The following is a 12,160-nucleotide window of genomic DNA, read 5'->3' on the forward strand; positions in this document are numbered from 1 at the left end:
TGAACCCATGGCCCCGCTGGGCCATGTATCTGGCGTGAAACTGAGGGACACGCCATGAAAATCGCCTTTCAGATGGACCCGATCGGGGCCGTGGATATCAATGCAGACAGCTCATTCCGCTTGGCCGAAGAAGCGCAGGCGCGCGGGCACACGCTGTTTTTCTACGGACCTGACCAACTGGCCTATCAGGAACGGCGCATCACCGCCCGCGGTCATGACATGAAGGTTCAGCGCGTGGCAGGTAACCCGGCAGAGCTGGGGCCAGAGCGCGAGGTTGATCTGGCTGAGTTCGACGTGATCTGGCTGCGTCAGGATCCTCCGTTCGACATGCATTACATCACATCGACCCACCTGCTGGACCGTCTGAAAGGGCAGGCGCTGGTGGTCAACGATCCGTTTTGGGTGCGCAACTACCCCGAGAAACTGCTGGTTCTGGACTTCCCCGACCTGACGCCTCCGACAACGATTGCGCGCGACCTTAAGACAATCAAGGCGTTCAAGGAAAAGCATGGCGATGTCATCCTGAAACCGCTCTATGGCAATGGCGGTGCGGGGGTATTCCGGCTGGACGCAAATGACCGCAACCTGACTTCTCTGCATGAGCTGTTCACCGGTTTCTCACGCGAGCCGCTGATTGTGCAGAAATTCCTGCCCGATGTCAGTAATGGCGACAAACGGGTGATTCTGGTGGATGGCGAACCGGTCGGCGCGATCAACCGCGTTCCGGCAAAGGGTGAAACCCGCTCGAACATGCATGTGGGCGGCCGCCCCGAAAAGATCGGCCTGTCAGAGCGTGATCTTGAAATTTGTGCCGCGATTGGCCCTCTGCTGAAGGAAAAAGGCCAGGTCTTCGTGGGGATTGATGTGATCGGCGATTACCTGACCGAGATCAACGTGACCTCACCCACAGGCATTCAGGAGCTGGAGCGGTTCGACGGCGTGAATATCGCCGAAAAGATTTGGCAAGCGATTGAGGCCAAGCTTTAGGCCGCGACCTTGGCGCTGATGCGAAAACTCAGCGCCTCGGCCACATGCGGGCGTCGGACATCCGGTGCACCCTCCAGATCGGCAATCGTTCGGGCTACGCGCAGAATGCGGTGAAAAGCGCGGGCGGACAGGCCGAAACGCTCGGCGGCTTTTAGCAGCAGCTCCTTTCCCTCAGCATCCGGAGCCGCGATTTCTTCCAGCATCGTGCCTTCGACATCTGCGTTTTGTCGGGTGGACGTACCATTAAAACGGTCTGTCTGAATTTCGCGAGCTGCCTCAACGCGCGCCGCAACCGTGGCCGAGCTGTCGCCCGAGGGTGGCAGATCGAGGTCTGTAAAGCCCACCGGCGGGACCTCAATCCGCAGATCGAAACGATCCATCAACGGGCCGGAAATCCGCCCTAGATAATCTTCACCGCACACAGGTGCGCGCGAGCAGGCACGGGCGGGATCGGTCAGGTAACCGCATTTGCAGGGGTTGGCGGCGGCCACCAGCATGAATCGGCAGGGGTATTTCACATGAGCATTGGCGCGGGCGACCATGACCTCTCCGGTCTCAATCGGTTGGCGCAGGGTTTCCAGTACGGTGCGCGGGAATTCGGGGAACTCGTCCATGAAAAGAACACCATTATGGGCCAGCGAAATCTCACCCGGCTTGGCGCCTTTGCCTCCACCGACGATAGCCGCCATCGAAGCCGTATGGTGTGGTTCGCGAAATGGGCGGGTTCGGCTGATGCCACCTTCGTCTAGCAATCCACACAGCGATTGGACCATCGAGGTTTCCAAAGCCTCGATCGGGGTCAGCGGTGGTAGAATACCGGGCAGGCGCGCGGCTAGCATGGATTTACCTGAGCCGGGCGTGCCAATCATGATCAGATGGTGACGTCCTGCGGCAGCAATTTCCAAAGCACGTTTGGCCCGTTCCTGTCCCTTCACATCGCGCAGATCGCGGGCGCTGGGCGCAAGACTCACCTCGCCCGGTTGGGCGGCTGGTAGGGGAGACTGGCCCGAGAAATGGCGCACCACATCGCCCAGTGACCCGGCCCCGATCACCTGAGTGGCATCGACCCATGCGGCCTCGGCACTGGAGGCGCGGGGGCAGAGCAACGTGCGATCCTCGGCGGCTGCGGTCATGGCGGCGGGCAGGGCACCGACAACCGGCACCAATGAGCCGTCCAGTGACAGTTCACCCAGCGAAACAGCGCCTTCGGCGGCGTCGGGCGGAATGATCTCTAACGCCGACAGCAGTGCCACCGCGATGGGCAGGTCGAAATGGCTGCCCTCTTTTGGCAGGTCGGCAGGGGACAGGTTGATGGTGATCCGTTTCGATGGCAGGGCGATGGCCATCGAACTCAGTGCGCTACGAACGCGATCGCGGGCCTCGGACACCGCCTTGTCGGGCAAGCCGACGATGGAAAAGGCGGGCAGACCCGGCGAGACGGCGCATTGCACCTCGACCGGGCGGGCATCGACCCCTTGGAAAGCAACGGTATGAGAACGGGCGACCATGAACGACCTTTTTGGTTAACAGGTCGTTGCTGCCATGGTCGCGGTTTAAGAATCGTTAACGGCGCTCACCATTGCGGTGAATTTCGGCCATGCCCCCGGGTCTGCGACGGTTTTGTCACGGCAGAACGCGTTGCAGAACCCCCAATGCTGCCCATTTAGTTCCAGAAAATGAGTGACCGGTTTGCCGGAATAGGGGCATTTGGCGTTGAGCGAGGAGCCGTCTTCGACAGGGTGTGCGTCCGAAGGCTCGCCGATTGGCCACGGCTGCGATGGCAGGTCCAGCGCATAGGGAAAGGGATCATAGGTCACGGTCAGCCCCATCGCGCGCCATTGCCGAACCGGCGTGTCCGCCAGCAGCTCAACACAATAGGCGCGGTTGGCATCGGAAACCGGCAAACCATACCCGATGATCCGCGCGGCCACAGGCGTATAGAACACATCCGCCGAGGAATAATAACCGAAGAGCGGGCCACTTTCTGCACCGGATACCGCGCGGGCATGGGCCCAGAGCGTTTCGATACGGATCAGATCAGCCAGCGTCTCGGGCGACGGGTCAAACCCTTGCCAGCAGTGTTTCAATTGCATCGGGCATTCCCCGCGCAAGGCGTTGAACCCGGCGACCATCTCGGCGCAGAGCCACCGGGCGGTGGCGCGTGCAGCGGGATCCTTCGGCCACAATCCGGCCTCGGGGTGACGCTCAGCCAAGGTCTCGGCCATGGCGAGGCTTTCGCCAACGACCGTGCCGTCCGGCAGGCGCAAGGCGGGCACGAGGCGCGCGGGGGCAAGGGCGCTCATATCCTCGGCCATAGTGCCGGAATAGAGGCCGATCATATGGCTTCGATAAGGCAGGCCAAACTTTTCCAGCATCAGCCAGCCGCGCATGGACCAGCTGGAAAACAGGCGGTCTCCGATAAACAAATCATAGGTCATGGTGTAACGATGGCGCGGTAGAACCGATCCGTAAATCAGTGATTTGTGCGGGATATGATCACGGGAGGTGATTGATCCGCCCTACCGACCAGCGATCGCCGTGATGGGTAATGTCGGTGACCGAGAGGTTGTCGATCCGGTGGCTGAACGCCTCTTGTGCGTCGATGTCGAGGGCGCGCTGGACCTGCGTCAGGATCACGCCGAAATGGGCGACGATGACCAGATCGCGCCCGGTATGGTCCGTGATGAGGCGGTCGATCACGGCATCGACACGGGCGCGCACTTCGTTCCAGCTTTCGCCGTCGGGCGGGCGCACATCGCCGGGATTGTCCCAATAGGCAAAGGCGAGGTCGGGGTCTTCGGCTTCAATGTCTTTGAACCCGCGCAATTCCCATGTGCCGAAATGTATCTCGCGCAGGTCGCGGTGATGCGGCAGGCGCTGACGCGTCCCCTGAATGGCCGAGGCGGTGTCGGCGGCACGGGAAAGGTCGGACGAAACAATCAGAGCACCGTCTGGCAGGTGATCATGCAACCGCGCAATGGCCGCCTGATCGCTGAGGTCAGCAGGGATGTCGGACCAGCCGACCATGGTTTTCGCATGGGTTGGGCCGTGACGGACAAGATGCAGGCGGGTCATGGCAATTGACCCTTTAGAACCAGCGGAAGTCCGGCGGTGACCTGCACGGCCAGATCGGCCTGCGCTGCCAGGCCGATATTCAGTCGCCCCTGCGCCTCGCGGAACCGGCGGGACAGGGCATTGTCGGGCACGATGCCGTGGCCGACCTCGTTCGAGACAATGACAATCGGGGCACGGCAGCATTTAAGCGCCTGCAACAGTGCGGACTGCGCCTGTTCCAGATCCTTCTCGGCCAGCAGGTGATTGGTCAGCCACATGGTTGCGCAGTCGATCAGACAGATATGGTCTGGCGTCAGGTCGGCCAGCGCAGGCCCCAGATCAAAGGGGGCCTCAACAGTTTCCCAACCTTCGCCTCGCTGGACGATGTGGCGTTGAACCTTATCACGCATCTCGTCATCAAACACTTGTGATGTGGCAAGATAAATTCGATTTTTTTCAGATGAAACAACAAGTTGCTCGGCAAAGGCCGACTTGCCAGAGGCTGCGCCGCCCAACACAAAGGTTAAATCAGGATACACTGTGATTACCTTTCATGTGATCCACCCGGCTTTGTTCTGCGTATCGACCCTAGGTCGGCAAAGCAAGTCCGGCCCGCGCCTGTGAAAAGGGGAGATTTCTATGGCACTGGACAATGCGAACGATTTTTCGATGTCCCGGCAAGCGATGAAGGCCGAACTGCTGGACGCGGAGACCGAACTGAAACTGGCTTACGCCTGGCGCGATGAGCGTGACGAACAGGCGCTGCACCGGTTGATCACAGCCTATATGCGGCTGGCGATTTCGATGGCGGCCAAATTCAAACGCTATGGCGCGCCAATGAACGATCTGATTCAGGAGGCCGGTCTGGGCCTAATGAAGGCTGCTGACAAGTTCGACCCCGACCGAGGCGTGCGATTTTCGACCTATGCGGTTTGGTGGATTAAGGCGAGCATTCAGGACTATGTGATGCGCAATTGGTCAATGGTGCGAACCGGGTCGACCTCCTCGCAGAAATCCCTGTTTTTCAACATGCGCCGGGTTCAGGCGCGTCTTGAACGCGAAGCCGCGACCGAGGGGATGGATTTGGATCGCCATCAACTGCACCAGATGATTGCTGCCGAGATTGGTGTGCCCCTGCGTGATGTCGAGATGATGGAAGGGCGGCTGTCCGGCTCTGATTTCTCATTGAACGCGGTGCAGTCGGCCGATGAGGACGGGCGCGAGTGGATTGACGCGTTGGAAGATGAACGCGCGCAGGCCGCTGAGACGGTCGAAAACAGCCATGACACCGAACAGTTGCGCGAATGGCTGGTGACGGCCATGCAGGCTTTGAACGACCGCGAAAGGTTCATCGTGCGTGAACGTAAACTGCGTGAACCGTCACGCACGCTGGAAAGCCTTGGGCAGGAACTTGGGCTGTCCAAAGAGCGTGTGCGGCAGCTTGAGGCGGCGGCGTTCGTTAAAATGCGCAAGAACCTTGAAGCTCAATCGCGCGAGGTGCAACACTTCATCGCATGAGACAGCTTGCGATTCTGCTTTGTGCACTAGTGGTTATGGCCCAGCCCGGCCATGCCGAAGACCTTATCCCCGATGACGTCCTTGCTGCGATGACCTCGGCAGACGTGGTCATTCTGGGTGAGATCCATGACAACCCGCAGCACCACGTCATTCAGGCCGAGGCATTGAAGGCCATAAAACCATCAGCCGTTGTCTGGGAGATGGTGACCGAAGAAAGTGCGCAGCGTCTTGCAGACAAGGCTGTATCCGATCCCGATGAGCTGGCGCGCATACTGGATTGGATTGAATCCGGCTGGCCGCCGCTCAGCATGTATTATCCGGTGTTTCAGGCCTCGGACGCGCCGGTTTATGGTGCCATGGTCCCGCGTACCGCAGCCCGTGCCGCAATGGAGCGGGGCGCAGCGACTGCCTTGGGCGCCGATGCGGCACGCTATGGTCTGACCGTTCCTTTACCGGCTGACGAGCAAGCCGCGCGTGAGGCTGATCAACTGGCCGCCCATTGCGATGCGATCCCGAAAAGTGCCTTGCCGCAACTGGTGGCGATTCAACGGCTGCGCGATGCGGTTTTGACCCGTGCCATCCTGCGGGCCACCGATGAAACTGGCGGACCGGTTGCAGTGATTACGGGCAATGGCCACGCGCGAAAGGATCGGGGCATTCCAACATTTCTGTCTCGGATGCGTCCGGGCTTGAAAGTGTTTGTACTGGGGCAGTCCGAGGATGGCTTGGTGAACGGAGAGTTTGACGCTGTCATCGACAGTCCGAGTATCGAACGCGAAGATCCCTGCTTGGCGTTTAAGACATCTAATTAACCGCTGGAACTGTCCGGTCTGCTTGCCTAATGTCGGGGCCGACCGGGACGGGAAGGGCTCAACATGCTGGCATCGAAACGCATTCTGCTGATCATCGGCGGTGGGATCGCGGCGTATAAATCGCTGGACCTGATCCGGCGTTTGCGAGAACGTGGTGCCTCTGTGACGCCCGTATTGACTCGTGCGGCCGAGGAATTCGTGACACCCCTGTCGGTGTCTGCTTTGGCCGGAGAAAAGGTGTACCGCGATCTGTTTGACCTGACGGATGAGGCAGAGATGGGGCATATTCAATTGTCGCGCTCGGCCGATTTGATCGTCGTGGCCCCGGCGACGGCTGACTTGATGGGCAAGATGGCAGGGGGTCTGGCCAATGATCTGGCCTCGACCCTGCTGATGGCGACCGACACGCCTGTCCTGTGTGCCCCTGCGATGAACGTACGGATGTGGGAGCACCCTGCCACGCAGCGTAACCTGACACAGTTGCAAGCGGATGGCGTCCGTTTTGTTGGCCCGAACGAGGGCGATATGGCCTGCGGTGAATACGGTCCTGGACGCATGTCGGAACCGCTTGAGATCGTCGCCGCGATCGAGGCGGAGCTGGGTGATGGCCCGCTGAATGGCAAACGTGTGCTTGTGACCTCGGGGCCGACGCATGAACCCATCGACCCGGTACGCTATATCGCCAATCGGTCCTCAGGGGCGCAGGGCGCCGCAGTGGCGCGGGCACTGGCCACGTTGGGGGCCGAGGTGGTGTTTGTAACTGGCCCCGCAGATGTGCCGCCGCCCGACGGGGTGCAGGTTGTGACGGTTGAAACTGCCCAACAGATGTCCGACGCGGTGGACGCTGCGCTGCCCGTTGATGCGGGTGTGTTTGCGGCAGCGGTTGCGGATTGGCGCGTTTCCAGCGCCTCGGACAAGAAACTGAAGAAAAGCCGCGATGGTCTGCCGGTGCTTGAGTTCGCCGAAAACCCCGACATCCTGAAACGTGTCTCGCATATGGAAAAAGGTCGCCCTGCGTTGGTCGTCGGATTCGCGGCCGAGACGGATAATGTGATCGAACACGCCACTGCCAAACGGGGGCGCAAGGGCTGCGACTGGATCGTGGCCAATGATGTCAGTCCAGCAACCGGGATCATGGGCGGATCCCAGAATGCGGTGATCCTGATCTCGGACGCCGGTGCCGAGGAATGGCCGCGCATGGGCAAGGACGAAGTGGCCAAGCGTTTGGCGCGTAAGATCGCCGACACGCTGAGCAGCTAAAAAAGGAGCAGTGATGGTTGCTATTCGTGTGACCCGAGAGGAAGGGTCCGATCCGTCGGTTCCTCTACCGTCCTATGAAACCTCCGGGGCGGCCGGGGCGGATGTGCGGGCGAACCTGCCGGACGGGGCTTCGATCACGCTGGAACCGGGACAACGCGCTTTGGTGCCAACGGGTCTGCGTATCGAAATTCCGCAGGGGTTCGAGGTTCAGGTGCGTCCCCGCTCGGGTCTGGCGCTGAAACACGGCATCACCCTGCCCAATACCCCCGGCACGATTGACAGTGACTATCGCGGTCCCTTGGGCGTGATCGTCCTGAACGCCGGGCAAGAGGCGTTCGAAGTCACCCATGGCGAGCGCATCGCCCAACTGGTCGTTGCCCCCGTGGTGCAGGCTGCGTTCGAGCCGGCGGAGGCGCTCAGCGACACCGCACGCGGCGCGGGTGGTTTCGGCTCGACCGGGCGCGGCTGATGCTGCTGGTCCTGATCCTGGCTGCGGGTCTGTGGGGGATCGGCTATGTCGCCGGGGTTTCCCGGGCGGCACGGATGACCTCGGTCGGGGTTCTGCTGCTGGGCGTGATTACGGCCCAACTGGTTCTGCCCGATGGGCATCCCTTGCGCGAGGCGACTGGCGGCTCTGCGGCGCTGTGGCTGATCTTGGGTGGCGTGGCCATTGTGGTTCTGGTTTACGGAAGGGCGTTGAAAGCGCTGCGAAACCGCGCAGCCCCTGCCGCCGCCAAGGAGCCCGCCATGCCATCCGACCAATTCTCAGAGACCGAGCTGGAACGTTATGCCCGCCACATCGTTTTGCGAGAATTGGGCGGACCAGGTCAGAAGAAAATGAAAAAAGCCCGCGTGCTGGTGATCGGAGCAGGTGGGTTGGGCGCACCCGCTCTGCAATATCTGGCGGCGGCGGGCGTCGGTACAATCGGCGTAATCGACGATGATGAGGTTGAAAACGCGAACCTGCAAAGGCAGGTGATCCACCGCGATGCCGATATCGGGGTGCCCAAGGTGTTCTCGGCGCAGCAGGCGATGGAGGCGCAGAACCCCAACGTCACTGTTCTGCCATATCACCGTCGCCTGACCGACGAGATTGCCCAAGACCTTTTTTCCGACTTCGATCTGATCCTCGACGGCACCGATAATTTCGACACCCGCTATCTGGCCAACCGAACAGCGGCGGCGCTGGGCAAGCCCCTGATCTCGGGTGCCCTGTCGCAGTGGGAAGGGCAACTCAGCGTATTTGATCCTGCCAATGACGCGCCCTGCTATCAGTGCATCTTCCCCGAGGCCCCGGCCCCCGGTCTGGCCCCCTCTTGCTCTGAGGCGGGTGTGATTGGTCCGCTGCCCGGTGTGGTGGGTTCTATGATGGCGGTTGAGGCGATCAAGGTGATCACCGGGGCCGGGCAGGCCTTGCGCGGCGAGATGCTGATTTATGACGCGCTTTATGGCGAAAGCCGCAAGATCACCCTGTCGCGCCGTGCGGATTGCCCGATTTGTGGAGCCGGGGTGTAACCCTGCTCTGGATCATCCGGCCTGCCGTTCCTAATTCTGTGGTCAAAGGAGACACGCATGACCAATCCGATCCTGTCCGACTGGACCACGCCGTTTGAAATCGCACCTTTTGCCGATATCGCGGATGGTGATTTTGCCCCCGCTCTGGATCAGGCGATGCAGGCCCATAACACCCAGATCGATGCGATTGCTGGAAATCCGGACGCGCCCACCTTCGCCAACACGATCGAGGCGCTTGAGGCTGCGGGCGAGGAAATGGACAAGGTCCTGTCGGTGTTTTTTACCGTCGCCGGGGCGGACAGTAATCCGGCGCGTGAGGAATTGCAGCGTGAGTTCTCGCCCAAGCTGGCGGCGCATTTCTCGGGGATTTCCTCGAACAAAGCGTTGTTTCAGCGCCTGGCCGATCTGTGGGCCCGCAAGGACGAACTAAACCTGACCGATGAGCAGGCGCGGGTTCTGATGCTGACCCATCGGGGATTCGTACGCTCAGGCGCGGCGCTGACCGGTGATGATGACGCTCGGATGCAAGAGATCAAGGCGCGGTTGGCTTCGCTGGGCACATCCTTCACTCAGAACCTGCTGGCCGATGAGCGCGACTGGTTTATGGACCTGTCCGAGGACGATCTGGAAGGCCTGCCGGGTTTTGTTGTGGACGCCGCCCGTGCGGCCGGGCAGGAAAAGGGCGCAGAGGGTCCGGTGGTGACTCTGTCACGGTCTCTTATCGTGCCCTTCCTGCAATTCTCACCCCGCCGAGACCTGCGGGAAAAGGCCTATCGCGCCTGGACCGCGCGGGGTGCCAATGGAGGCGAGACAGACAACCGCGAAATTGCCGCCGAGATTCTGCAGTTGCGCGAGGAACGGGCCAAGCTGCTGGGCTATGACAGCTTTGCCGATTACAAGCTGGAAACCGAAATGGCGCGCACGCCCGATAAGGTTCGTGACCTGTTGATGCAGGTATGGGAACCGGCCAAGTCGCGTGCCGATGCAGACGCGGAAACCCTGACACAGATGATGCAAGACGACGGCGTCAATGGCCCGCTGGCAGCGTGGGACTGGCGTTATTACGCCGAGAAGCGCCGCAAGGCCGAACATGATCTGGACGAAGCCGCGCTGAAGCCATACCTGCAGCTGGACCGCATGATCGAGGCGTCTTTTGCCTGCGCCAACCGCCTGTTCGGCCTGGAGTTCGCCCCGCTGGACGTGCCGCTCTATCACCCCGATTGCCGGGCATGGGAAGTGACGCGCAACGGCCAGCATATCGCGGTGTTCATTGGAGATTACTTTGCGCGCGGATCGAAACGGTCCGGCGCGTGGTGCAGCGCGATGCGGTCGCAGGCGAAGTTCCCCAAGGTGCAGGCTCCGGTCGTGATCAATGTCTGCAATTTTGCCAAGGGGGATCCAGCGCTGCTGTCCTATGACGACGCGCGGACGCTGTTCCATGAATTCGGTCACGCGCTGCATCAGATGCTGTCGAATGTGACCTATGAAAGCATCTCGGGCACCAGCGTGGCGCGGGACTTCGTTGAACTGCCCAGCCAACTATACGAACACTGGTTGGAAGTGCTGGAGGTTTTGGCCGAGTTTGCCACCCATGCGGAAACCGGCGAGCCAATGCCGCAGGAGATGCTGGAGAAAGTGCTGAACGCAGCCAATTTCGATCAGGGATTCCAGACGGTGGAATATGTCGCCTCGGCGCTGGTCGATCTGGCGTTCCATGATGGTTCAGCCCCAGCCGACCCGATGGTGAAACAGGCTGAGGTGCTTTCCGCGATCGGAATGCCGCAGGCCATTGGTATGCGCCATGCGACGCCGCATTTCGCGCATGTCTTTGCGGGCGACGGCTATAGCTCGGGGTACTACAGCTACATGTGGTCCGAGGTCATGGACGCCGACGCCTTTGCCGCCTTTGAAGAGGCGGGAGGGGCCTTTGACCCGGAGCGCGCCAAGGCGCTGGAGGAGAACATCCTGTCCACCGGCGGTTCGCGTGAGGCAGAGGAGCTGTATCTGGCGTTCCGGGGCCGGTTGCCGGGGGTTGAGGCCTTGCTGAAAGGCCGGGGGCTGATTGCCGCCTAATACCCCAGGTCACGGTCGACGAGGTGCAGGAAGGGTTCGCCTTTCTCGCCCCGCCGGATGTTCTCGCAGATCACCTGTGCCGCCGTCACGGGTCGCGTCTCTGAGGCGATGTGCGGCGTGACCGTCACATTCGGATGCGTCCAATAGGGATGGTCTGCTGGCAGCGGCTCAACCCGGAACACATCCAGCGTTGCGTGGTCGACCTGACCTGAATTCAGCGCGCCCAACAGGGCCTCATCGTCGATCAGAGGTCCGCGGCCGGGGTTGATGATATGCGCGCCCTTGGGCAACAGGGCCAGTGTTTCTGTGTTCAGCGTATTGGTCGTGGCAGGCGTGTCAGGCAACAGCAGCACCACGATCTCGGCCTGTGACAGAGCGGTGCGCAGCCCGTCTGTGCCATGCAGGCATGTGACGCCGGCAATCTCTTTGGCCGAGCGGCTCCAGCCCGTGACGTCGAAATTCAACGCGGCCAATGCGCATGAAACCGCCTCGCCCAACGCGCCAAGGCCCAGAACGCAAACCCGGCGTTCGGTGGCCAAAGGCGGTGCGTCAGGTGCCCAGACCCCATCCTGAACGGTGATGTGCTGATCCATCCCCAGGTGATAGCGCAGCACGTGGCCCACCACCCATTCGGTCATGCCTTGGGTCAGCCCATGATCCACCATCCGCGCCAAAGGGACGGTTAGGGTTTCGTTGCCAGCGATCTTCTCGACCCCGGCCCACAGGCTGAGCACGGCCTTCAGCCTCGTGTATGGGGCGAAATCCAGCAAACCTCCGTTCGGGGCATAGACGACGTAATCAACCTGATCCGGCTCGAAATCGGTGCTTAGGTGGAAGTCCAGCCCAGCCTCGGTCAGGCCCTTGGTCAGCAACGGCTCGTACACCGGCCATAGGGCTGGGCGCGCGGAAAACAGGACGTTCACGGGCATGTTGGGCCTTTC

The 12,160-nt window shown here is 61.1% G+C and carries 12 protein-coding genes; 7 read left to right on the plus strand and 5 right to left on the minus strand.

Annotation, left to right across the window (positions count from 1 at the left end):
* Positions 1–54 precede the first annotated feature (54 nt).
* Entirely contained in the window at positions 55–987 is a 933-nt protein-coding gene (gshB, locus tag ACR0ER_RS08800; protein ID WP_480768590.1) for a glutathione synthase, read from the plus strand.
* Here the strand turns inward: gshB and ACR0ER_RS08805 are convergent.
* From ACR0ER_RS08805 to cobU, 4 genes are read right to left on the minus strand one after another with little or no spacing between them, the layout of a single operon-like run.
* Positions 984–2,495, minus strand: coding sequence for a YifB family Mg chelatase-like AAA ATPase (locus tag ACR0ER_RS08805; RefSeq protein WP_480768591.1), 1,512 nt, complete (start codon positions 2,493–2,495; stop codon positions 984–986). The two genes, gshB and ACR0ER_RS08805, sit on opposite strands and share 4 nt — an antisense overlap.
* Positions 2,496–2,540: 45 nt before the next feature.
* A complete protein-coding gene (locus ACR0ER_RS08810) occupies positions 2,541–3,425 on the minus strand; it encodes a glutathione S-transferase N-terminal domain-containing protein (protein ID WP_480768592.1) in 885 nt (294 codons plus the stop codon).
* A 58-nt stretch (positions 3,426–3,483) separates the two neighbouring features.
* A complete protein-coding gene (locus tag ACR0ER_RS08815) occupies positions 3,484–4,062 on the minus strand; it encodes a histidine phosphatase family protein (protein ID WP_480768593.1) in 579 nt (192 codons plus the stop codon).
* The gene (cobU, locus tag ACR0ER_RS08820) at positions 4,059–4,580 is read right to left on the minus strand and encodes a bifunctional adenosylcobinamide kinase/adenosylcobinamide-phosphate guanylyltransferase (RefSeq protein ID WP_480768594.1); all 522 of its coding nucleotides are present in this window, start codon (positions 4,578–4,580) and stop codon (positions 4,059–4,061) included. The genes ACR0ER_RS08815 and cobU overlap by 4 nt, the downstream gene beginning before the upstream one ends.
* 100 nt (positions 4,581–4,680) lie before the next feature.
* Here cobU and ACR0ER_RS08825 point away from each other — a divergent pair, with 100 nt between their 5' ends.
* From ACR0ER_RS08825 to ACR0ER_RS08850, 6 genes are all read left to right on the plus strand, one after another.
* A complete protein-coding gene (locus ACR0ER_RS08825; RefSeq protein WP_170333444.1) occupies positions 4,681–5,559 on the plus strand; it encodes an RNA polymerase factor sigma-32 in 879 nt (292 codons plus the stop codon).
* A complete protein-coding gene (locus ACR0ER_RS08830) occupies positions 5,556–6,371 on the plus strand; it encodes a ChaN family lipoprotein (protein WP_480768595.1) in 816 nt (271 codons plus the stop codon). The genes ACR0ER_RS08825 and ACR0ER_RS08830 overlap by 4 nt, the downstream gene beginning before the upstream one ends.
* Positions 6,372–6,434: 63 nt before the next feature.
* Positions 6,435–7,631, plus strand: a complete 1,197-nt coding sequence (gene coaBC / locus ACR0ER_RS08835; protein WP_480768596.1) for a bifunctional phosphopantothenoylcysteine decarboxylase/phosphopantothenate--cysteine ligase CoaBC — start codon at positions 6,435–6,437, stop codon at positions 7,629–7,631.
* Between the two features lie 13 nt (positions 7,632–7,644).
* On the plus strand, positions 7,645–8,100 hold the full coding sequence (gene dut / locus ACR0ER_RS08840) for a dUTP diphosphatase (protein WP_480768597.1): 456 nt from the start codon (positions 7,645–7,647) through the stop codon (positions 8,098–8,100).
* On the plus strand, positions 8,100–9,146 hold the full coding sequence (locus ACR0ER_RS08845) for a HesA/MoeB/ThiF family protein (RefSeq protein ID WP_480768598.1): 1,047 nt from the start codon (positions 8,100–8,102) through the stop codon (positions 9,144–9,146). Before dut ends, ACR0ER_RS08845 begins: the two co-directional genes overlap by 1 nt.
* A gap of 57 nt (positions 9,147–9,203) precedes the next feature.
* The gene (locus tag ACR0ER_RS08850) at positions 9,204–11,219 is read left to right on the plus strand and encodes a M3 family metallopeptidase (RefSeq protein WP_480768599.1); all 2,016 of its coding nucleotides are present in this window, start codon (positions 9,204–9,206) and stop codon (positions 11,217–11,219) included.
* Here the strand turns inward: ACR0ER_RS08850 and ACR0ER_RS08855 are convergent.
* Positions 11,216–12,148 carry a 2-hydroxyacid dehydrogenase gene (locus ACR0ER_RS08855; protein ID WP_480768600.1) on the minus strand — a complete coding sequence of 311 codons (933 nt, stop codon included), beginning with the start codon at positions 12,146–12,148 and terminating at the stop codon, positions 11,216–11,218. The genes ACR0ER_RS08850 and ACR0ER_RS08855 overlap by 4 nt on opposite strands.
* Positions 12,149–12,160: the final 12 nt, after the last annotated feature.

Source organism: Ruegeria sp. CH8, from assembly GCF_056536985.1.

Excerpts from the sequence above, each read along its gene's own strand:
- gshB (WP_480768590.1), top strand. The coding sequence starts at position 55 with ATGAAAATCGCCTTTCAGATGGACCCGATCGGGGCCGTGGATATCAAT.
- ACR0ER_RS08805 (WP_480768591.1), bottom strand. The coding sequence starts at position 2,495 with ATGGTCGCCCGTTCTCATACCGTTGCTTTCCAAGGGGTCGATGCCCGC.
- ACR0ER_RS08810 (WP_480768592.1), bottom strand. The coding sequence starts at position 3,425 with ATGACCTATGATTTGTTTATCGGAGACCGCCTGTTTTCCAGCTGGTCC.
- ACR0ER_RS08815 (WP_480768593.1), bottom strand. The coding sequence starts at position 4,062 with ATGACCCGCCTGCATCTTGTCCGTCACGGCCCAACCCATGCGAAAACC.
- ACR0ER_RS08825 (WP_170333444.1), top strand. The coding sequence starts at position 4,681 with ATGGCACTGGACAATGCGAACGATTTTTCGATGTCCCGGCAAGCGATG.
- ACR0ER_RS08830 (WP_480768595.1), top strand. The coding sequence starts at position 5,556 with ATGAGACAGCTTGCGATTCTGCTTTGTGCACTAGTGGTTATGGCCCAG.
- coaBC (WP_480768596.1), top strand. The coding sequence starts at position 6,435 with ATGCTGGCATCGAAACGCATTCTGCTGATCATCGGCGGTGGGATCGCG.
- dut (WP_480768597.1), top strand. The coding sequence starts at position 7,645 with ATGGTTGCTATTCGTGTGACCCGAGAGGAAGGGTCCGATCCGTCGGTT.
- ACR0ER_RS08845 (WP_480768598.1), top strand. The coding sequence starts at position 8,100 with ATGCTGCTGGTCCTGATCCTGGCTGCGGGTCTGTGGGGGATCGGCTAT.
- ACR0ER_RS08850 (WP_480768599.1), top strand. The coding sequence starts at position 9,204 with ATGACCAATCCGATCCTGTCCGACTGGACCACGCCGTTTGAAATCGCA.
- ACR0ER_RS08855 (WP_480768600.1), bottom strand. The coding sequence starts at position 12,148 with ATGCCCGTGAACGTCCTGTTTTCCGCGCGCCCAGCCCTATGGCCGGTG.